Origin of the sequence: Pseudomonas sp. SJZ131 (assembly GCF_007828705.1) — a bacterium.
GTDB lineage: Bacteria > Pseudomonadota > Gammaproteobacteria > Pseudomonadales > Pseudomonadaceae > Aquipseudomonas > Aquipseudomonas prosekii.
Genome location: NZ_VIVC01000005.1, coordinates 420,121 through 439,778 on the forward strand (window position 1 = coordinate 420,121; position 19,658 = coordinate 439,778).

At 59.7% G+C, this 19,658-nt stretch carries 21 protein-coding genes and 1 tRNA gene; 16 read left to right on the plus strand and 6 right to left on the minus strand.

Going from position 1 to position 19,658, the window contains the following annotated elements:
- The first annotated feature begins 60 nt into the window (after nt 1-60).
- From FBY12_RS22900 to FBY12_RS22945, 10 genes are read left to right on the plus strand one after another with little or no spacing between them, the layout of a single operon-like run.
- Entirely contained in the window at nt 61-1,020 is a 960-nt protein-coding gene (locus FBY12_RS22900) for a 2-thiouracil desulfurase family protein (RefSeq protein WP_121731844.1), read from the plus strand.
- Nucleotides 1,021-1,962: a MerR family transcriptional regulator gene (locus FBY12_RS22905; RefSeq protein WP_145256117.1), complete on the plus strand. Its 942-nt coding sequence runs from the start codon at nt 1,021-1,023 to the stop codon at nt 1,960-1,962. It abuts the gene before it with no gap.
- 20 nt (nt 1,963-1,982) lie between these two features.
- Entirely contained in the window at nt 1,983-3,431 is a 1,449-nt protein-coding gene (phrB, locus tag FBY12_RS22910; RefSeq protein WP_178111800.1) for a deoxyribodipyrimidine photo-lyase, read from the plus strand.
- Nucleotides 3,424-3,846 carry a nuclear transport factor 2 family protein gene (locus FBY12_RS22915; protein ID WP_145256122.1) on the plus strand — a complete coding sequence of 141 codons (423 nt, stop codon included), beginning with the start codon at nt 3,424-3,426 and terminating at the stop codon, nt 3,844-3,846. The genes phrB and FBY12_RS22915 overlap by 8 nt, the downstream gene beginning before the upstream one ends.
- Complete coding sequence (locus FBY12_RS22920; RefSeq protein WP_145256124.1) at nt 3,843-4,625, plus strand: SDR family oxidoreductase; 783 nt, start codon at nt 3,843-3,845, stop codon at nt 4,623-4,625. The genes FBY12_RS22915 and FBY12_RS22920 overlap by 4 nt, the downstream gene beginning before the upstream one ends.
- Nucleotides 4,622-5,869 (plus strand): NAD(P)/FAD-dependent oxidoreductase, encoded by a 1,248-nt coding sequence (locus tag FBY12_RS22925; RefSeq protein WP_145256127.1) that lies wholly within the window; start codon nt 4,622-4,624, stop codon nt 5,867-5,869. The genes FBY12_RS22920 and FBY12_RS22925 overlap by 4 nt, the downstream gene beginning before the upstream one ends.
- Complete coding sequence (locus tag FBY12_RS22930; protein ID WP_145256129.1) at nt 5,866-6,681, plus strand: DUF1365 domain-containing protein; 816 nt, start codon at nt 5,866-5,868, stop codon at nt 6,679-6,681. The genes FBY12_RS22925 and FBY12_RS22930 overlap by 4 nt, the downstream gene beginning before the upstream one ends.
- Nucleotides 6,668-7,939 carry a cyclopropane-fatty-acyl-phospholipid synthase family protein gene (locus FBY12_RS22935; protein WP_145256132.1) on the plus strand — a complete coding sequence of 424 codons (1,272 nt, stop codon included), beginning with the start codon at nt 6,668-6,670 and terminating at the stop codon, nt 7,937-7,939. Before FBY12_RS22930 ends, FBY12_RS22935 begins: the two co-directional genes overlap by 14 nt.
- Complete coding sequence (locus tag FBY12_RS22940) at nt 7,932-8,435, plus strand: DUF2878 domain-containing protein (protein WP_121731851.1); 504 nt, start codon at nt 7,932-7,934, stop codon at nt 8,433-8,435. Before FBY12_RS22935 ends, FBY12_RS22940 begins: the two co-directional genes overlap by 8 nt.
- Before the next feature lie 53 nt (nt 8,436-8,488).
- Nucleotides 8,489-8,794, plus strand: coding sequence for a YkgJ family cysteine cluster protein (locus FBY12_RS22945; protein ID WP_092278075.1), 306 nt, complete (start codon nt 8,489-8,491; stop codon nt 8,792-8,794).
- A gap of 101 nt (nt 8,795-8,895) precedes the next feature.
- On the opposite strand, the gene FBY12_RS22950 is transcribed toward FBY12_RS22945, so the two are convergent.
- From FBY12_RS22950 to hemA, 6 genes are all read right to left on the minus strand, one after another.
- Nucleotides 8,896-9,414, minus strand: coding sequence for an acyloxyacyl hydrolase (locus FBY12_RS22950; protein WP_121731852.1), 519 nt, complete (start codon nt 9,412-9,414; stop codon nt 8,896-8,898).
- A 114-nt stretch (nt 9,415-9,528) separates the two neighbouring features.
- Entirely contained in the window at nt 9,529-10,320 is a 792-nt protein-coding gene (murI, locus tag FBY12_RS22955) for a glutamate racemase (protein WP_145256136.1), read from the minus strand.
- Nucleotides 10,313-11,068, minus strand: a complete 756-nt coding sequence (locus FBY12_RS22960; RefSeq protein ID WP_145256139.1) for a molybdopterin-synthase adenylyltransferase MoeB — start codon at nt 11,066-11,068, stop codon at nt 10,313-10,315. The genes murI and FBY12_RS22960 overlap by 8 nt, the downstream gene beginning before the upstream one ends.
- Nucleotides 11,062-11,892 carry a peptide chain release factor N(5)-glutamine methyltransferase gene (prmC, locus tag FBY12_RS22965; protein WP_145256142.1) on the minus strand — a complete coding sequence of 277 codons (831 nt, stop codon included), beginning with the start codon at nt 11,890-11,892 and terminating at the stop codon, nt 11,062-11,064. Before prmC ends, FBY12_RS22960 begins: the two co-directional genes overlap by 7 nt.
- A complete protein-coding gene (gene prfA, locus FBY12_RS22970) occupies nt 11,893-12,975 on the minus strand; it encodes a peptide chain release factor 1 (RefSeq protein ID WP_145256145.1) in 1,083 nt (360 codons plus the stop codon).
- A complete protein-coding gene (hemA, locus tag FBY12_RS22975; RefSeq protein WP_092278063.1) occupies nt 12,972-14,258 on the minus strand; it encodes a glutamyl-tRNA reductase in 1,287 nt (428 codons plus the stop codon). Before hemA ends, prfA begins: the two co-directional genes overlap by 4 nt.
- Before the next feature lie 182 nt (nt 14,259-14,440).
- On the opposite strand from hemA, the gene FBY12_RS22980 reads away from it, so the two are divergent.
- The 6 genes from FBY12_RS22980 (at nt 14,441) to FBY12_RS23005 (ending at nt 19,493) form a co-directional block, all read left to right on the plus strand.
- Nucleotides 14,441-16,165, plus strand: a complete 1,725-nt coding sequence (locus FBY12_RS22980; RefSeq protein ID WP_145256148.1) for a tetratricopeptide repeat protein — start codon at nt 14,441-14,443, stop codon at nt 16,163-16,165.
- A 4-nt stretch (nt 16,166-16,169) separates the two neighbouring features.
- Nucleotides 16,170-16,787, plus strand: a complete 618-nt coding sequence (gene lolB, locus FBY12_RS22985) for a lipoprotein insertase outer membrane protein LolB (protein ID WP_121731858.1) — start codon at nt 16,170-16,172, stop codon at nt 16,785-16,787.
- Between the two features lie 2 nt (nt 16,788-16,789).
- Complete coding sequence (ispE, locus tag FBY12_RS22990) at nt 16,790-17,641, plus strand: 4-(cytidine 5'-diphospho)-2-C-methyl-D-erythritol kinase (RefSeq protein ID WP_092278057.1); 852 nt, start codon at nt 16,790-16,792, stop codon at nt 17,639-17,641.
- 36 nt (nt 17,642-17,677) lie between these two features.
- Nucleotides 17,678-17,752 (plus strand) — tRNA-Gln (locus FBY12_RS22995).
- 46 nt (nt 17,753-17,798) lie between these two features.
- The gene (locus FBY12_RS23000) at nt 17,799-18,740 is read left to right on the plus strand and encodes a ribose-phosphate pyrophosphokinase (RefSeq protein WP_003208392.1); all 942 of its coding nucleotides are present in this window, start codon (nt 17,799-17,801) and stop codon (nt 18,738-18,740) included.
- 141 nt (nt 18,741-18,881) lie between these two features.
- The gene (locus tag FBY12_RS23005) at nt 18,882-19,493 is read left to right on the plus strand and encodes a 50S ribosomal protein L25/general stress protein Ctc (protein ID WP_121731860.1); all 612 of its coding nucleotides are present in this window, start codon (nt 18,882-18,884) and stop codon (nt 19,491-19,493) included.
- Nucleotides 19,494-19,658 lie beyond the last annotated feature (165 nt).

Here is a 19,658-nt window from a genome sequence, read left to right on the forward strand (position 1 = left end):
GATGAACTGCATGTTGTACAGCGCCTACGCTCTGTACAGGTTTAGATTCGAGGTGCTCCGATGTTCAATGCCCCCGCCAAACCGAAAATCGCAATCAGCGCCTGCCTGATGGGAGCCGAGGTGCGTTTCAATGGTGGGCACAAGGAGTCGCGGCTGTGCAGTCGCACCCTCACCGACTATTTCGATTTTGTGCCGGTATGCCCGGAAGTCGCGATCGGCCTCGGCATCCCGCGCGAGCCGATTCGCCTGGTCGGCGACCCCGACCATCCGCAAGCCATCGGCACCGTCCACCCCGCGATCAACGTCACCCAACCCCTCGCCGAGTACGGTCAACAAATGGCCGCCGAACTGCACGACATCTGCGGCTACATCTTCATGCAGAAGTCGCCGTCCTGCGGCTTGTTGCGGGTCAAGGTTTACCACGCCAACGGCGCGCCGGTGGACGGTGGCGGGCGCGGCGTCTATGCCCAGGCGTTCTGCGCCGAACATCCGGACCTGCCGGTCGAAGAAGACGGCCGCCTCAACGATCCGGTGCTGCGCGAGAACTTCCTCACCCGCGTATTCGCCTACAGTGACTGGCAGCAACTGCGCCGCGAAGGCCTGACGCGGCGCGCGCTGATCGACTTTCACTCGCGCTACAAATACCTGCTGATGGCGCACAATCCGGTGCAATACAAAACCCTCGGCAACCTGCTCGGCAACATGGGCCAGACCGATCCCGAAGAACTCGGCCCGCGTTATTTCAGCGAGCTGATGGCGGCGCTGAAAAAATGCGCCACGCGCCGCACGCACACCAATGTCTTGCAGCACATTTTCGGTTACCTGAAACAGGTGATCAGCGCTGAAGACAAACAGGAAGTGCTGCACGTCATCGGCCAATATCGCCTCGGCATCGTGCCGTTGGTGGTGCCGCTGACGCTGCTCAAACATTACTTCCGCCAATACCCTGATCCGTACATTGCGCAGCAGGTTTACCTGCAGCCGCACCCGGAAAATCTCAGTCTGCGAAATGCGATTTAAATGAATACGACCCCCGATACCAGCGCCCAGGAAGACCTCGGCGCCGATTTCAAGAAAGCCCTGGACGAAGGCTGGCTGCCGATTCGCGAAGTCGCGCGGCAGACCGGCGTCAACGCCATCACCCTGCGTGCGTGGGAACGGCGTTACGGACTGATCGTGCCGCAACGCACGCCCAAGGGTCATCGGCTGTTCTCCGCCGAACACGTGCAGCGGATTTTGACCATCCTCACCTGGCTCAACCGTGGCGTCGCCGTCAGCCAGGTCAAGCAACTGCTCGACACCCCGCAAGCCTTTACCGAATCGGTTGAAAACGACTGGCAACTGCTGCGCCAAACCTTGCTGCAAGCCGTGACCGAACTGGCCGAGCGCACCCTCGACGACACCGTCAACCAAGCCATGGCGCTGTACCCGCCACGGACCTTGTGCGAACAACTGCTGATGCCGTTGCTGAGCGAACTCGAACAGCGCTGGCAAGGCCAATTCGGCGCGCAGATGGAACGGGTATTTTTCTACTCGTGGCTGCGAAGCAAGTTCGGCGCGCGGATTTATCACAACAACCGCCAGTTGCGCAGCGCGCCACTGTTGTTGGTCAACCACTCGGACCTGGCGCTGGAACCGCACCTGTGGCTGACCGCGTGGCTGATCAGCAGTGCCGATTGCCCCGTGGAAGTATTCGACTGGCCATTGCCGGTTGGCGAACTGGCGTTAGCGGTCGAACACCTGCAAGCACGCGGCGTGCTGCTGTATTCGAGCAAAGCCATGAACCTGACGCAGTTGCACAAACTGCTGAGTGGCGTCAGTTGCGCAAAAATCATCGTCGGGCCAGCGGTGGTTATCCACCAAGCCGAGCTGTCGGCGAAGACTACGGAAATCGCTGAACTGTTCATCGCCGAAGATCCGTTGGCGGCGCATCAGGAGTTGGTCCAGCGAGGAATTATCTAATGTCGAGCGCGGACCATTCCTTGCAATTGATCTGGCTGCGCAGCGACTTGCGCCTGCATGACAACACCGCCCTTTCGGCCGCCGCCGCGCGTGGCCCGACCGTCGCGGTGTATCTGCTGAGCCCGCAGCAATGGCAGGAACATGATGACGCGCCGTGCAAAGTCGATTTCTGGTTGCGCAACCTCGCTGAGCTCAGCACAGCGCTGGGACAGTTGAATATTCCGTTGCTGATCCGCAGCGCGGCGCATTGGCAGCAGGCGCCGAAAGTCCTGCTGGAGCTGTGCCAGGAATTGAACATTGGCGCGGTGCACGTCAACGAGGAATACGGCATCGACGAGACACGGCGCGATCAAGCCGTGGCGCACGCGCTGGATAAGGTCGGCGTAACGTTCAACAGTTATCTCGACCAACTGTTTTTCGCCCCCGGCACTGTGCTGACCAAGACCGGCACCTACTTTCAGGTGTTCAGTCAGTTCCGCAAAGTCTGCTACGAGCGACTGCGCCACTCGCTGCCCGGCATCGTGTCGGCGCCCGGCAAGCAGGCGAAACTGACCATCAGCAGCGACAAAATCCCGGCCAGCGTCGACGGTTTTGCCACGCCGCCAGACAGCTTGCGCGCGTTGTGGCCGGCGGGTGAAGCCGAAGCGCGGCGGCGTCTCGAGACGTTCGCCGACGCGCACATCGACTATTACCTCAGCGAGCGCGACTTCCCCGCCAAACCCGGCACCAGCCAACTTTCGGCGTATCTGGCCGCCGGGGTGATTTCCCCGCGCCAGTGCCTGCACGCGGCGCTGCAAAGCAATCAGGGCGAATTCGACAGCGGCAGTGTCGGCGCGGTGACGTGGGTCAATGAGCTGCTCTGGCGCGAATTCTACAAACACATTCTGGTCGGCTACCCACGGGTTTCGCGGCACCGCGCCTTTCGCCCGGAAACCGAAGCGCTGGCCTGGCGCGATGCCCCGGAAGAACTCAAGGCGTGGCAAGAAGCGCGCACTGGCCTGCCGATCATCGACGCGGCGATGCGCCAATTGCTCGAAACCGGCTGGATGCACAATCGTCTGCGCATGGTTGTGGCGATGTTCCTGACCAAAAACCTGTTGATCGACTGGCGTGAAGGCGAGCGCTTTTTCATGCGCCACTTGATCGACGGCGACTTGGCGGCGAACAACGGTGGCTGGCAGTGGAGTTCATCCACCGGCACCGATTCGGCGCCGTACTTCCGCATTTTCAACCCGCTGAGCCAGTCGGAAAAATTCGACGCGCAGGGTCTGTTCATCAAGCACTGGCTGCCGGAACTGGCCGCGCTGAACAAAAAAGAAGTGCACAACCCGGCCAATGTCGGCGGCTTGTTTGGCGTCGCCGATTACCCGTCGCCGATCGTCAACCTGAGCAATTCGCGCGCCCGGGCACTGGCGGCGTTCAAGAATCTGCCGTCACGCCAAGCGGTTGCCGGAGGTGGCGATGAGTGAGTTTCTCGAACACTTCGCCCGGCAATTCGCCGGGCTGAATAAAGACAACTTGCAGCGCCTCGGCGAGCTGTACAGCGACGACGTGCACTTCACCGATCCGCTGCATGACGTGCACGGGCTCAGTGATCTACACGGCTATTTCGCCAAGCTCTACGCCAACGTCAGCGAACTGAGTTTTGACTTTCGCGGTTTCGATCAAGTTCGTGACGGCGAAGGTTATCTGCGTTGGGTCATGAGCTACCGCCACCCGCGTCTCGACGGCGGACGGCTGATAACAGTAGACGGCTGCTCGCATTTGCTCTGGCGCGACAAGGTCTATCGGCACCGCGATTATTTCGATGCCGGCGCACTGCTTTATGAACATCTACCCGTATTGGGCCGGGTCATTGCCTGGCTGAAAAGGAGCATGGGATGAGCCTCACACCACCACGGCGTTACTGGTTGACGGGCGCGAGCAGCGGCATTGGCGCCGCTTTGGCCGAAGAAATACTGAAAACCGGCGCGCACCTGGCCGTAAGTTCACGTTCGCTGGCGCCGCTCAAAGTCCTCGCCCAGCGTTATCCGGGACAAGTGCTGGTGGTCCCCGGCGACCTGACCGACAGCCAGACCGTGCGCGAAATCGGTGAACAGATCACCGAGGACTGGGGTTCGCTGGACACGGTGATTCTCAACGCCGGGACGTGCGAATACGTTGACGCCAAGCAGTTCGACGCCTCGATCATTGAGCACGTGGTGCGCACCAATCTGCTCGCCAGCAGTTATTGCATCGAAGCCGCCCTGCCGTTGTTACGCGCCGGCACTGCGCCGCATCTGGTTGGGGTCGCCAGTTCGGTGACTTACCTGCCGCTGCCACGCGCCGAAGCCTATGGCGCATCGAAAGCCGGGCTGCGTTATCTGTTCGAGTCGTTGCGTATCGATCTGGCCGACGAAGGCATTGAAGTCACCGTGGTCAGCCCCGGTTTTGTCGATACGCCGCTGACCGAGAAAAACGATTTCCCGATGCCGCTCAGTTGGCCAGCGGAAAAAGCCGCGCGGCATATCTTCAACAAACTGCAGAACCGGCCGCTGGAAATCGCCTTCCCGGCGCTGTTCATGGCCGCGCTGTGGCCGCTGTCGAAAATGCCTAACCGGGTAAAACTGGCGATCGGCAAACGGATGGTGCGCAGCAGTCCGCCGATCAAGGATCAACCGTGAACATCGCCATAATCGGTAGCGGCATTTCCGGGCTGACCAGCGCCTATCTGCTCAATCGTCGCCACGATATCACCGTGTTCGAGGCCAGCGACTGGGTCGGCGGGCATACCCACACCGTCGACGTTACGGTTGATGGCCAGACGCACGCGGTGGATACCGGGTTTATCGTGTTCAACGATTGGACCTACCCGAATTTCATCCGCCTGCTCGGGCAACTCGGCGTCAGGTTCAAACCGACCGAAATGAGTTTTTCGGTCAACGACCCGGACAGCGGCCTGGAGTACAACGGCAACAACCTCAACAGCCTGTTCGCCCAGCGCAGCAATTTGCTGTCGCCGGGGTTCTGGAAGATGTTGCGCGACATCCTGCGCTTCAACAAAGAAGCCTTGCGCGACCTCGAACAACAACGGATCGCCGCCGACACCACGCTCAATGATTACTTGCAGGCCAACGGTTACAGCGAGCGTTTTATCCTGCATTACATCGTGCCGATGGGCGCGGCGATCTGGTCGATGTCGATGGCCGACATGCTCGGTTTTCCGCTGCAACTGTTCGTGCGGTTTTTCAAGAATCATGGCTTGTTGTCGGTCAACGACCGGCCGCAATGGTGCGTGATCGAGGGCGGTTCCAGCGCCTACATCGCGCCGCTGACGGCTTCTTTCAAAGAGCGGATTCGCCTCAATTGCCCGGTAACGCGAGTCGAGCGCGACCGCGACGGCGTGGTGATCCACAGCACTGCCGGCAGCGAACGTTTCGATAAAGTGATTTTTGCCTGTCACAGCGATCAGGCGCTGAAGCTGCTGGCCGAGCCGAGTTCGGCCGAGCAATCGATCCTCGGCGCCCTGCCCTACGCCGACAACGAAGTGGTGCTGCACACCGACATCGGTCTGCTGCCAAAACGCAAACTCGCCTGGGCCAGTTGGAATTACCGTCTCAACGGCGCCGGTCACACCCACGCCGCCGTCACCTATGACATGAACATCCTGCAAGGCTTGCAGAGCGACACCACGTTCTGCGTCAGCCTCAACCAAAGCGCCGGCATCGACCCGAGCAAAGTCCTCGCCAGATTCACCTACGCCCATCCGCAATACAGTTTGAAAGCGGTGGCGGCGCAGCAGCGCTGGGACGAATTGGACGGCGCGCAGCACACTTATTACTGCGGCGCGTATTGGGCCAACGGTTTCCATGAAGACGGTGTGGTCAGCGCATTGCGCGTGGCTCGCTCGTTGGGTGAAGTGCTGTGAACAGCGCCCTCTACAGCGGCTGGATCGGCCATCGGCGTTTTGCGCCCAGAGCGCATGCGTTCCGTTACCGGATCGGGCTGCTGTACCTCGACCTCGACGAGCAGGACGCGGTGCTCGGGTTGTCGCCATTTGCCGGCACCAGCCGCTTCGCGCCGTTCTCGTTTCGCGAAGGCGACTATCTGAAAGCGTTTACCGGCCGCGGCATGCGTCTGATCGATGCCGTGCGCCAACAGGTCGGCGAAGCCATCGGCCATCAGCCGCAAGGCTCGATCTGTTTGCTGACCCAGGCGCGCAGTTGGGGTTTGTCGTTCAACCCAGTGAGTTTTTTCTACTGCCACGAGGCGGACGGGCAACTGGCGGCGATTCTCTGCGAAGTGACCAACACGCCGTGGCGCGAGCGCTATCACTACGTGCTGCCGGCGCAAGCGGCCGAATCGCTGCACGGCCAGCACCAGCACTTTGCGGTGGCCAAGGCGTTTCATGTGTCGCCGTTTCTGCCGCGCGATCTCGAATACCGCATGAGCTTCAGTCCTGCCGCGCAACGCCTCGGCGTGCACATGGCGGACTGGCAAGGCGAACTGAAACTGTTCGATGCCACGCTCAACCTGCAACGCGAAGCCCTTGATCGCGCCAGCCTGCACCGTTACCTGCGGCGCTTTCCGTGGATGACTGCGAAAACCGCCCTGGCGATCTATTGGCAGGCGCTGCGACTGTTATTCAAACGAGCACCGATTTTTGCCCATCAGGCTGCCGATGGCAGCTTTCAAACCGCAACCGTTGCACCACAGGATCGCCATCATGAAATCCTCTAGCGTTTCGGCCAAAGCCAATCTACTCGGCAGCAATGGCTGGTCCGGCTCGCTGCTGCGCCGGGGCGTTCTGCGGCAATTGGCGCAGCTCAAACACGGCCAACTGGTGGTGATCGAGGACGGCGAACGGCATGTCTTCGGCACGGCCGGCGATCATCTGCTCGGGGAGATCGAGATTCTCGACGCGGCCGCCTGGGGCATGGTTGCGAGCAACGGTTCGATTGGCGCGGGCGAGGCTTTTATCCACGGTTACTGGACGTCGCCGGACCTGACGGCGGTGGTCCGGGTGTTTGTCAGCAACCTCGAAGTGCTGGATGCGATGGAGGGCGGTCTGGCCAAACTCGGTCGGCCTTTCGTGCAAGGCCTGCATTGGCTCAATCGCAACACGCGCAAGGGCTCGCAGAAAAACATCGCCGCGCATTACGACCTCGGCAACGATCTGTTCGAACAGTTTCTCGACCCGACGATGATGTATTCGGCGGCGCAGTTCCTCCGTCCTGAAGACACCCTGGAACAGGCGCAACTGAACAAACTGGAAAGAATCTGCCAGAAACTCGACCTCAAACCCACCGACCATTTGCTGGAGATCGGCACAGGCTGGGGCAGCATGGCGCTTTTCGCGGCGCAGCATTACGGTTGTCAGGTAACCACCACCACGCTGTCCAAAGAGCAATACGCCTACACCGCACAACGCATCGAAACCCTGGGTTTGCAGAAGCAAGTGACGTTGCTGCTCTCGGACTACCGCGACCTCACCGGGCAATACGACAAACTGGTTTCAATCGAGATGATCGAAGCGGTCGGCCATCGTTTCCTGCCGACCTATTTCAAGCAATGCGCGCACCTGCTCAAGAGCAACGGCTTGATGCTGTTGCAGGCGATCACCATCCGCGATCAACGCTACGAGCAGGCGCGGACCCAGGTTGATTTCATCCAACGTTACATCTTCCCCGGCGGCGCATTGCCGTGCGTGCAGAAGATGCTCGAAATCGTCAGCCGCGACACCGACATGAACCTGCTGCACATGGAAGATTTCGGCCTGCACTACGCGCGCACGCTGCGCCTGTGGCACGAGAACTTTCGCCACGCCCACGGGCGTTTGACCGAGTTGGGCTACGACGATTATTTCCTGCGCTTGTGGGAGTTTTACTTGTGTTACTGCGAAGGTGGTTTCCTCGAACGGACCATCGGCACCGCGCAGTTGTTGCTGGCAAAACCGGCGGCAATCACCGCGCCATTGCTGGGGCGGTTTGATGCTTGAACGCCTGGTCAATGCAGCGTTGTTTCAGCTCGGCTGGTTCGCCTGTGTGCTCGGCGGCGACAGCCTGTGGTTATGGGTGGCAGTGGCGGCGCTGGTGATTCACCTGCTGTGGATAAGTCGCTGGGTCGATGAAGGCCGGTTGATTCTGAGCGTGGTGCTGCTCGGGACCACGGTCGACAGTACCTTGCGTTGGTTGGGCGTGTTCGAGTTCAGCGACGTCGCACCGCTGATTCCGCTGTGGCTGATGTTGCTCTGGGCGCTGCTGGCGACGACGTTGCGCCATTGCCTGCAATGGAGCGCCAAGCCGTGGTGGCTGGCCAGCCTGCTCGGTGCCATCGGCGGGCCGCTGTCTTATTACGCCGGCAGCCAATTGGCCGGCGTGCAGTTTCCCTACGGCCAATTCGTCACGTTGCTGGGGCTCGGCATGCTCTGGGCGCTGCTGTTTCCGGCGCTGCACTTCATGGCGCAACGGCTGGCGGCGGACTCCCACGACTGAGCGTCCGTCAGGCCTTTCACACAGCTGCGGCGCACTGCCTTACACTGCGCGCCATGAAAACCATCCCACACACGCAAATCGCCGAACCGGCGATCACTTGCTCGACCTGCTCAGCCTGCTGCTGTCAGCTCGAAGTCATGCTGATCACCGAAACGGGCGTGCCCGAACGGTTTATCGATGTCGATGATTGGGGCGGCGAAGTGATGTTGCGTCTGGACGACGGCTGGTGTGCAGCGCTGGATCGCAACACGATGATGTGCACGATTTACGAAAAGCGTCCGCTGATCTGCCGGGAGTTCGAGACGGGCTCACCGGAATGCATCGAAGAACGGCAGGGGATTGTGTCGGTTTATCGCTGAAGGACGCTTTCGCGGGCAAGCCTCGCTCCTACATGATTTCGTCGTGTGATTGATCGACGCTAAACCTGTAGGAGCGAGGCTTGCCCGCGAAGCTTTTGACCTTACAGCGGCATCGTGTAGTGCAGCGCGTAGCTTTCTACACCATCGTTGTCGCTGCTGATCCCGGCGTTGGAATAATGCGTCGCGCGAATCCCGACTTCATGACCACCGGCGAAGCGCAGGCCGAAACCGATGCGGTCTTCAAACTGGAAAGACTGGCCAATGTTGTTGTCTTCCATCTGCGTGTTGGAGAACAACGCAACACCGATGCCTGCCTCGACATATGGCTTGACGTTTTGACCGGCGAATTCGTAAACGAATACCGGCGAGAACGACAGGCTGCTGGTGCCCGAAGTCTTGTCGCCATCCCAGTAGGTGTAAGCGCCGCTCCAGTAACCGGTGACGCGACCGACGTCGCTCTGCAACCAGCTCTGATCCCAATCGAATTGCATGCCCAGACGGTAAGTCATGGTTGAGTCGCTAGTCGCGCCCACCCCGAATTCAACGCCTGCAGCCTGTGCAGTCAAACTTTGCCCCAGAAGTGCGGCCGCAATCGCAGCCAAGCAAAATAGTCGCTTCACGAGAAGTTCCTTTACTCAAATAACATGTGGTTTTTTGGTGATCTCAACAGACTAGGCTATAGAAGCCCAGGCCAATTCAGAAGTTCAGTGATTTCACACTAATTTCACAAATTTTTACACGTCGAATTTTTGCACGATGCCAGAAGATGTCCACAGCTTCGGTAGGATATTTCTGAAATGCTGTTCCTCGCCACTGGTCCAGAACTGCGCGGCGCTCGCGGCCCCGTGGGCAAGCAGGTCTCGCTCGGCCAGAAGACGCTGCAATTGCCGCGCTACGGCGGCGCCAGTGTCGATCAGGCTGATATCGTCCGCGATCATCTGCTTGAGCAATGGTTTGAGAAACGGATAATGCGTGCAGCCGAGAATGATCGTGTCGCAACCGGCCGCCAGCAGCGGCTCGACATAGCTCTGCAACATCTGGCGCAACGGCGGGCTGTGCAGATCGCCGTTCTCGATCAGCTCGACCAGGCCCGGACACGGCTGGGTGATGACCCGCACATCGGTGGCAAAACGGTCGAGCAGTGCAGCGAACTTGGCGCTCTGCAAAGTGCCGGTAGTGGCCAACACGCCGACCACCCCACTGCGCGTGGCCGCCGCTGCCGGTTTCACCGCCGGTTCCATGCCCACGATTGGCCATTGCGGATAATCGCGGCGCAAATCGGCGACGCCCGCGACGGTCGCCGTGTTGCACGCGACCACCAGAGCCTTGGCGCCCTGCTGTTGAAGAAACCCGGCGATGGCGCTGCAACGCTGCTGGATGAATTGCGCAGTTTTCTCGCCGTAGGGAATGTTGCCGCAATCAGCGACGTACAACAGCGACTCGTTGGGCAGCAGGCGCTGAATCTCGGCCAGCACCGACAGCCCACCGACGCCAGAATCGAACACGCCAATCGGCGCTTCACGCATGCTTGCGACCACAGACGCTGCAACCCGGATCACGCTTGACCCGCAACTCGCGGAAACGCGTGCCCAAGGCATCGATCAGCAACAAGCGCCCCACCAGCGGCTCGCCGAAACCGGCCAGCAACTTCAGCGCTTCGAGCGCTTGCAGGCTGCCGACCAGGCCGACCAACGGGCCGATGACCCCGGCTTCGCTGCACGTCAGTTCAGCTTCGCTGCCATGCCCGTATAAACAGTGGTAACACGGGCTCTCGGGGCGGCGCGGGTCGAATACCGACAACTGCCCTTCGAGGCGAATCGCCGCGCCGCTGACCAGCGGTTTGCCGGCAGCGACACACGCGGCGTTGACAGCCTCGCGAGTGGCGAAATTGTCCGAGCAATCGAGCACCAGATCCACTGCGGCAATGGCGGCGGCCAGCGAATCTTCGTCGAGCGCCGCACGATGGGCGACCAATTGAATGTCGGGATTGATCGCGCTCAAGCGGCGGATCGCCGAATCAACCTTGCTCACGCCGACGCTGTCGGTGTCGTGAATGATCTGGCGTTGCAGGTTAGTCAGGTCGACGGTGTCGAAGTCCGCCAAGTGCAACTCGCCAACCCCGGCAGCCGCGAGGTACAGCGCCACCGGCGAGCCGAGTCCGCCGAGGCCGACGATCAATACACGGCTTTGCTTGAGCCGCAATTGGCCGTCGATGTCGACGTGTTGCAGCAGAATCTGGCGGCTGTAGCGCAGCAATTCCTGATCATTCAGCACGGCAGGCGTCCCAGGCTGATTCGTTGGTGACCGCCCAGATCGCTGCGGCTATGGACCTCTGCAAACCCTCGGGTCAGCAGCAAATCACGCACTGCCTCGGCTTGATCGTAACCATGTTCGAGCATCAACCAGCCGCCCGCTTCGAGGTAATCCGGCGCCTGGGCGACGATCAGACGCAGATCGTCGAGCCCGTCGATACCGGCGACCAACGCACTGGCAGGTTCGAAACGCACGTCGCCCTCGACCAGATGCGGGTCGGCGGACGCAATGTAGGGCGGGTTGCTGATGATCAGTTCAAACCGCTGCCCCTCCAGCGCGCTGAACCAGTGACTGCTCAGCACCGTGGCGTTTTTCAGGTGCAGGCGCTGACGGTTGCGTTCGGCCAGCGCCACGGCTTCGATCACCCGATCGACTGCGGTGACGTTCCACGCCGGACGTTCGCTGGCCAACGCCAAGGCAATCGCGCCGCTGCCGGTGCCGAGGTCGAGCACCCTGGCTGGGGTCGCGGGCAATAATTGCAGCGCGGTTTCCACCAGCAGTTCGGTGTCGGGACGCGGGATCAGCGTGTGCGGCGCGACTTCCAGATCAAGTTTCCAGAAACCTTGCTGGCCGAGAATATAGGCCACCGGCTCGCCGCCACGTCGACGTTGCAGATAACTGGCGAACGTCAGCGCCGCTTCACTCGGCACGATGCGCTCGGGCCAGGTGTGCAGAAAACTGCGGTTCTTGCCCAGCGCGGCGGCCAGCAACAGCTCGGCATCGAGGCGCGCCGACGGCGAATCGGGCAAATCGGCAGCCCGCAACAAACTGGCAATGATCGTCATTTATTCACCTATGGCGGCCAATTGGTCAGCCTGGAACTCGACCAACAACGGCTCGATCACCGCTTCAACGCCACCGGCAAGGATTTCGTCGAGCGAATACAGCGTCAGGTTGACCCGATGGTCGGTGACCCGGCCCTGGGCAAAGTTGTAGGTGCGGATGCGCTCGGAGCGATCACCCGAACCGACCAACAACTTGCGTTCGCTGGCGATGGCGTTGGCGGCGGCGCTGGTCTGCTGGTCATTCAGTTTGGCTGACAACCAGGCCATCGCCCGGGCGCGGTTCTTGTGCTGCGAACGCTCTTCCTGACACTCCACAACGATGCCGGACGGCAAATGCGTAATGCGGATCGCCGAGTCGGTCTTGTTGACGTGCTGGCCACCAGCACCGGAAGACTTGTAGGTATCGACGCGGATATCCGCCGGGTTGATCTCGATGGCTTCCTGCTCGTCCGGCTCGGGCAACACCGCGACGGTGCACGCGGAGGTGTGGATGCGGCCCTGGGATTCCGTCGCCGGAACCCGCTGCACGCGGTGCACGCCGGATTCGAACTTGAGCTTGGCGTAGACATTCTCGCCTTCAACGCGGGCAATGACTTCCTTGAAGCCACCGTGCTCGCCGATGTTTTCCGAGAGAATCTCCACACGCCAGCCACGTCGCTCGGCGTAACGCGAATACATCCGAAACAAGTCGCCGGAAAAGATCGCCGCCTCGTCGCCGCCAGTGCCGGCACGGATTTCGAGGAAAACGTTGCGCCCGTCGTTCGGATCCTTGGGCAGCAGCATGCGTTGCAGCTGCGCTTCGAGTTCGATCAGTTGCTCTTTGGCTTCGCGCACTTCTTCCACGGCCATTTCGCGCATGTCCGGGTCGCTGTCCTTGAGCAGTGCCTGCGCACCTTCGAGGTCGCCTTGCACTTTGAGCAACTGTTTATAGGTTTCGACAATCGGCTCGACCTCCGCGTATTCCTTGGAATAAGCGCGGAATTTGCTCTGATCGCAAATGACTTCGCTATCGCCAAGCAGAGCGGTCAATTCCTCGAAACGGTCCTGGAGGATGTCCAGCTTATTGAGCAGTGACGCTTTCATTGCAGTTTTTTATCCGAGCTATCCGACGAGCCCTCACCGAGGGCAAAGAGTTCCTGGGCCATGGCCAACGCATCGAGGCGGCCTTCGGCAGTCAACTTTTTCAACTGTACGCTAGGTGCGTGCAGCAGTTTGTTGGTCAAGCCACGCGCCAGTTGCACCAGCACGTCTTCGGCGCTGCTGCCGTTGGCCAGCATGCGCTGGGCCTTTTGCAATTCTTCGTCGCGCAGGCGTTCGCTTTGTTGACGATAGGCCTTGAGCACATCAACTGCCGCCAGTTCGCGCAGGCGCACCATGAAGTCGTCGGCGCCGATCGACACCATTTCTTCGGCCGCTTGCGCAGCGCCCTGGCGACTCTTGAGGTTTTCCGCGACCACTTCGTGCAGATCGTCGACGCTGTACAGGTACACGTCGTCGAGCTCGCCGACTTCCGGCTCGATGTCGCGCGGCACGGCGATGTCGACCATGAAAATCGGTTTGTGCTTGCGCAGTTTCAGCGCACTTTCCACCGCGCCTTTACCGAGGATCGGCAACTGGCTGGCCGTGGAACTGATGACGATGTCGCTGCGCACCAGTTCGGCGGGAATGTCGGAGAGCAACACGGCGTGGGCGCCGAACTGTTCGGCGAGAATGCTCGCGCGTTCGAGGGTGCGGTTGGCGACGACGATGCGTTTTACGCCCAACTCATGCAGATGGCGGGCGACCAGGGTGATGGTCTCGCCGGCGCCGATCAGCAGCGCCTGGCTGCGCTGCAAGTCGCTGAAAATCTGTTTCGCCAGGCTGACGGCGGCAAACGCCACGGACACCGGGTTTTCGCCGATGGCGGTGTCGGTGCGCACTTGTTTGGCGGCATTGAAGGTTGCCTGGAACAGTCGGCCGAGCAGCGGGCCGATGGTCCCGGCCTCGCGCGCCACGGCGTAGGCCGATTTCATCTGGCCGAGAATCTGCGGTTCGCCCAACACCAGCGAATCGAGCCCGGAGGCGACGCGCATCATGTGACGAACTGCCGCATCATCTTCGTGCACATAAGCGCTGGCACGCAGCTCATCGAGGCTCAAATGATGATAATCGGCCAGCCAGCGCAGGATGATGTCCGCCGAAAGGTGGTCCTGTTCTATGTACAGCTCGCTGCGATTGCAGGTGGAAAGGATCGCAGCTTCGCGGCTGTCGGTCAGTCGGCAGAGCTGCTGCAACGCCTCCACCAGTTGCTCAGGGGTAAAGGCCACGCGCTCGCGGACGTCTACTGAAGCAGTCTTGTGGTTGATACCGAGTGCAAGGAAGGCCATTCAAGGTCGCTGATGGTGACGTGAAGCCGGCAATTGTCCTACTTCGACACAGCCAGAACAACTACCGCTGACTATTGTCCCAATGTCTTGCCTCTATAAAGGCATCAATTGAGACTCGGTTATGTTTGACCGAAGGCTTGTGTCATGATGCTCCGACCGCAGGTTAGTCGTCCTTCTCTTATATGAATAGATCTTCCGCGTTGCTCCTTGCCCTTGTGTTCCTCAGCGGCTGCCAGGCCATGGCACCCGTTTCGTCGGACGGTACGCCGCCGGTCGAAGACAGCACTCCGGCCCCTGAAAAGCCCAAGGTTTACGGTTCCTTCAGCGAAGACACCGTGTTCAGCCTGTTGAGCGCCGAGCTGGCTGGCCAGCGCAATCGTTTCGACATTGCGCTGGACAACTACGTGACCCAGGCCATCAACACGCAGGATCCGGGCATTTCCGAGCGGGCCTTCCGGATCGCCGAGTACCTGGGCGCCGATCAGGCCGCTCTGGATACCGCACTGATCTGGGCCAAAAACGCCCCGGACGACCTCGAAGCGCAACGCGCCGCCGCCGTGCAACTGGCGCGTGCCGGGCGCTATGACGACTCCATGGTGTATATGGAGAAAGTCCTGCTGGGCAAGGGCGACACGCATTTCGACTTCCTCGCCTTGTCTGCGGCCGATACCGACCAGGACACGCGCAACGGCTTGATGAAAAGTTTTGACCGGTTGTTGCAGCGTCATCCGAAGAACAGCCAGCTGATTTTCGGCAAGGCTTTGCTGATGCAACAGGACGGCGACGCCAAAGGCGCGCTGGCCCTGCTCGAAGACAACCCGCCGGACGACGGCGAAATTGCCCCGATCCTGCTGCGCGCGCGTTTGCTGCAAACGCTCAATCGTGGCGACGAAGCACTGCCGCTGCTGCAAAAAAGCATCAAGAAGTACCCGGACGACAAACGCCTGCGCCTGACTTACGCGCGCATGCTGGTCGAGCAGGACCGCATGGACGACGCCAAAGTCGAGTTCTCCAGCCTGGTTCAGCAATACCCGGAAGACGACGAGTTGCGTTATTCCTTGGCGCTGGTGTGCCTGGAAGCCAAGGCCTGGGAAGAGGCCAAGGGTTACCTCGAAGATTTGATCGCTCGCGAAAGCCACGTCGATTCGGCGCATTTGAACCTCGGCCGGATCGCTGAAGAGCGCAACGACCCGCAAGGCGCGCTGCTCGAATACGCCCAGGTCGGCCCCGGCAACGACTATCTGCCGGCGCAATTGCGTCAGGCCGATATCCTGATGAACAACGGCAAGACCGCCGAAGCGCAGAAAAAACTCGCCGCCGAACGCGATGAGCAGCCGGATTACGCGATTCAGCTGTACCTGATCGAAGCCGAAACCCTGTCCGCCAACAAACAGGGCGACCGCGCCTGGGGCGTGTTGCAGAAAGCCTTGCAGCAATACCCGGACGATCTGAATCTGCTGTACACCCGCGCGATGCTTGCGGAAAAACGCAATGATCTCGGGCAAATGGAAAAAGACCTGCGCCTGATCATCAAGCGCGATCCGGACAATGCGATGGCGCTGAACGCCCTCGGCTACACCTTGTCCGACCGCACCACGCGTTACGAAGAAGCCAAAGCGCTGATCGAACAGGCGCACCAGATCAATCCGGAAGACCCGGCGGTCCTCGACAGTCTTGGCTGGGTGAATTTCCGCCTCGGCAATCTCGACGAAGCCGAACGTTTGCTGCGTCAGGCGCTGGAGCGTTTCCCCGATCAGGAAGTCGCTGCTCACCTCGGCGAAGTCCTGTGGGCCAACGGCAAACAACGCGAAGCCAAACAGATCTGGGGCAAGTTCCTCAAGGATCAACCCGACAGCCCTACCCTGCGCAGCACCATCAAGCGCCTGACCGGATCAGAGACTCTTTAAGATTATGTTTTTGCGCCACGTTATTGTTTTCAGTTTTATTGCCCTGCTCGCCGGTTGCGCGGGTTTCGGCGCTCGCGAATCCGTCCAGGGCCAGGGCAACCCGGCCCAATGGAACGTCTACAAACAGCAGATGACCAGCCTCGACGGCTGGCAAATCAACGGCAAGATCGGCATTCGCGCACCGAAGGATTCGGGCAGCGGCACGTTGTTCTGGCTGCAGCGTCAGGATTACTACGACATTCGTCTGTCCGGCCCACTGGGTCGCGGCGCCGCTCGCCTGACCGGTCGCCCGGGCAAGGTATCGCTGGAAGTCGCCAATCAGGGCCGCTACGAAGCGCCGACCCCGGAAGCCTTGCTCGAAGAGCAACTGGGCTGGAAATTGCCGGTGTCCAACCTGGCCTGGTGGGTTCGGGGGCTCCCGGCGCCGGACAGCAAGAGTCGCCTGACGCTGGACACTGACAGCCGCCTGGCCAACCTTGAACAGGATGGCTGGAAAGTCGAATACCTCAGTTACGCCGAGCAAAACGGCTACTGGTTGCCCGAGCGGATCAAACTGCACGGCACCGACCTTGATGTCACGCTGGTGATCAAGGAATGGCAACCACGCAAACTGGGGCAGTGAACATGACTGCTGCGCGTTTGACCTTGCCCTCCCCGGCCAAACTCAACCTGATGCTGCACATTCTCGGGCGCCGTGAAGACGGTTATCACGAGTTGCAGACAATTTTTCAGTTTCTCGATTACGGCGATGAAATCACTTTTGCCGTGCGCGATGACGGCGTGATTCGTTTGCACACCGAGTTCGACGGCGTGCCGCACGACAGCAACCTGATCGTGCGCGCCGCGAAACAACTTCAGGCGCAGTCGGCTTGTACGCTCGGCATCGACATCTGGATCGACAAGGTCTTGCCGATGGGTGGCGGGATCGGCGGCGGCAGTTCAAACGCGGCGACCACTTTGCTCGGGCTCAATCACCTGTGGCAACTGGGCTGGGATGAAGATCGCCTGGCCACGCTGGGTTTGACCCTGGGCGCCGACGTGCCGGTTTTCGTCCGTGGGCACGCGGCTTTCGCCGAAGGTGTCGGGGAGAAACTCACCCCTGTAGAGCCCGAAGAACCTTGGTATCTCGTGCTGGTGCCGCAAGTATCTGTAAGTACAGCAGAAATTTTTTCCGATCCGTTGTTGACACGTAACTCTTCTGCCATTAAAGTGCGCCCCGTTCCCAAGGGAAACAGTCGAAATGACTGCTTGCCGGTAGTAGCAAGGCGTTATCCAGAGGTACGTAACGCATTGAATTTGTTAGGTAAATTTACCGAAGCAAAACTCACCGGCACTGGAAGTTGTGTGTTTGGGGGCTTCCCAAGCAAAGCTGAAGCTGATAAAGTCTCGGCCCTTCTGACAGAGACCCTTACAGGGTTTGTAGCAAAGGGAAGCAACATTTCGATGTTGCATCGCAAGCTTCAAAGTCTGCTCTAAAAGAACCGATTACTGGGTAATCGTTGCAACAGATACAGGGGCGTCGCCAAGCGGTAAGGCAGCAGGTTTTGATCCTGCCATGCGTTGGTTCGAATCCAGCCGCCCCTGCCATTTTCCTATACTCATCCAGGTTACCCTCAGCCTTCAGGTACTGCGCGTGTCCAAGATGATGGTCTTTACGGGGAACGCTAACCCCGATCTGGCTCGGCGTGTTGTACGTCAGCTGCATATCCCTCTCGGTGACATCTCTGTCGGCAAGTTTTCCGACGGCGAAATTACTGCCGAGATCAATGAAAACGTCCGCGGTAAAGATGTCTTCATTATTCAGCCGACTTGCGCTCCGACCAACGATAACCTGATGGAACTGGTAGTGATGGCTGACGCCTTCCGCCGCTCCTCGGCTACTCGTATCACTGCTGTTATTCCTTACTTTGGTTATGCCCGTCAGGATCGCCGTCCGCGTTCCGCACGTGTGGCTATCAGCGCGAAAGTCGTCGCTGACATGCTTACCGTAGTCGGCATCGATCGTGTGCTCACGGTTGATTTGCATGCTGACCAAATCCAGGGTTTCTTCGATATTCCGGTAGATAACATCTACGGCTCCCCGGTATTGGTGGATGACATTGAAGATCAGCGCTTCGAAAACCTGATGATCGTCTCTCCGGACATTGGTGGCGTCGTGCGTGCACGTGCCGTTGCCAAATCCCTGGGTGTGGATCTCGGGATCATCGACAAACGCCGTGAGAAAGCCAATCACTCTGAAGTGATGCATATCATCGGTGATGTCGAAGGGCGCACCTGTATTCTGGTCGATGACATGGTCGATACCGCCGGCACTCTGTGCCACGCGGCCAAGGCCCTGAAAGAGCATGGCGCTGCCAAGGTTTTCGCTTACTGCACGCACCCTGTGCTGTCCGGTCGGGCGATCGAAAACATCGAAAATTCCATGCTGGACGAACTGGTGGTGACTAACACCATCCCGTTGTCCGCTGCTGCTCAAGCCTGCTCGCGTATCCGTCAACTGGATATCGCGCCGGTAGTTGCCGAGGCGGTTCGCCGCATCAGCAATGAAGAATCGATCAGCGCGATGTTCCGTTAAGGGCCCTGCCCTTCTCGAATGTCTCGTTGACGAAAAGCGCCCCGCCCCGGCATTCCTGTCGGGGCGGGGCTTTTTTGCCCATATCGCCTTTAGCGCTGGTCGCAACCGCTGGGGCGAATGTGGTTATTTTGGAGATACAACATGAACGATTTTACTCTGAATGCTGAAGTGCGTTCCGACCTGGGGAAAGGTGCGAGCCGCCGCCTGCGTCGTCTCGCAAGCCTGGTACCTGCTGTAGTTTACGGTGGCGAAAAAGCCCCTGAATCCATCAGCATGCTGGCTAAAGAAGTTGCCAAACTGCTCGAAAACGACGCGGCTTACAGCCACATCATCGAGCTGAACATCGGCGGCAAAAAGCAGAACGTCATCATCAAGGCTCTGCAGCGTCACCCGGCTAAAGGCCACGTACTGCACGCTGACTTCGTACGCGTTGTAGCTGGTCAGAAGCTGACTGCTATCGTGCCTGTACACTTCATCGGCGAAGAAGCTCCGATCAAGAAAGGCGGCGAAGTTTCGCACGTGACTTCGGAAATCGAAGTGACCTGCCTGCCGAAGGACCTGCCTGAGTTCATCGAAGTCGACCTGTCCAAGGCCGAAATCGGCGACATCATCCACATGTCCGACCTCAAAGCCCCTAAAGGCGTTGAGTTTGTTGCTCTGGCACACGGTGACGACAAGGCAGTAGCCAACGTTCACGCTCCACGTGTTGCTCCAGAAGAAGACGCAGCAGCAGAAGAAGGCGCAGCAGAGTAATTTCACTCTGTTCGCCGGAGTGACCGGTAACATCGCGGACTAGTACGTAGCGAGAAAGCGGGCGAAAACGCGGAGTTTACATAATGGTAAATGAGCACTTGTCGTCCACTTTCGCCGCACTCCCTGATTGCGGCGATGTTATCCACCACTCCAAGGAAGGGCCCC

What these genes read in the sequence shown, in the direction of transcription:
- FBY12_RS22905 (WP_145256117.1), top strand. Translation starts at nt 1,021, where the DNA reads ATGAATACGACCCCCGATACCAGCGCCCAGGAAGACCTCGGCGCCGAT.
- FBY12_RS22900 (WP_121731844.1), top strand. Translation starts at nt 61, where the DNA reads ATGTTCAATGCCCCCGCCAAACCGAAAATCGCAATCAGCGCCTGCCTG.
- hemA (WP_092278063.1), bottom strand. Translation starts at nt 14,258, where the DNA reads ATGGCCTTCCTTGCACTCGGTATCAACCACAAGACTGCTTCAGTAGAC.
- murI (WP_145256136.1), bottom strand. Translation starts at nt 10,320, where the DNA reads ATGCGTGAAGCGCCGATTGGCGTGTTCGATTCTGGCGTCGGTGGGCTG.
- FBY12_RS22980 (WP_145256148.1), top strand. Translation starts at nt 14,441, where the DNA reads ATGAATAGATCTTCCGCGTTGCTCCTTGCCCTTGTGTTCCTCAGCGGC.
- FBY12_RS22940 (WP_121731851.1), top strand. Translation starts at nt 7,932, where the DNA reads ATGCTTGAACGCCTGGTCAATGCAGCGTTGTTTCAGCTCGGCTGGTTC.
- FBY12_RS22935 (WP_145256132.1), top strand. Translation starts at nt 6,668, where the DNA reads ATGAAATCCTCTAGCGTTTCGGCCAAAGCCAATCTACTCGGCAGCAAT.
- FBY12_RS23005 (WP_121731860.1), top strand. Translation starts at nt 18,882, where the DNA reads ATGAACGATTTTACTCTGAATGCTGAAGTGCGTTCCGACCTGGGGAAA.
- FBY12_RS22920 (WP_145256124.1), top strand. Translation starts at nt 3,843, where the DNA reads ATGAGCCTCACACCACCACGGCGTTACTGGTTGACGGGCGCGAGCAGC.
- FBY12_RS22945 (WP_092278075.1), top strand. Translation starts at nt 8,489, where the DNA reads ATGAAAACCATCCCACACACGCAAATCGCCGAACCGGCGATCACTTGC.
- prfA (WP_145256145.1), bottom strand. Translation starts at nt 12,975, where the DNA reads ATGAAAGCGTCACTGCTCAATAAGCTGGACATCCTCCAGGACCGTTTC.
- lolB (WP_121731858.1), top strand. Translation starts at nt 16,170, where the DNA reads ATGTTTTTGCGCCACGTTATTGTTTTCAGTTTTATTGCCCTGCTCGCC.
- ispE (WP_092278057.1), top strand. Translation starts at nt 16,790, where the DNA reads ATGACTGCTGCGCGTTTGACCTTGCCCTCCCCGGCCAAACTCAACCTG.
- FBY12_RS22915 (WP_145256122.1), top strand. Translation starts at nt 3,424, where the DNA reads ATGAGTGAGTTTCTCGAACACTTCGCCCGGCAATTCGCCGGGCTGAAT.
- prmC (WP_145256142.1), bottom strand. Translation starts at nt 11,892, where the DNA reads ATGACGATCATTGCCAGTTTGTTGCGGGCTGCCGATTTGCCCGATTCG.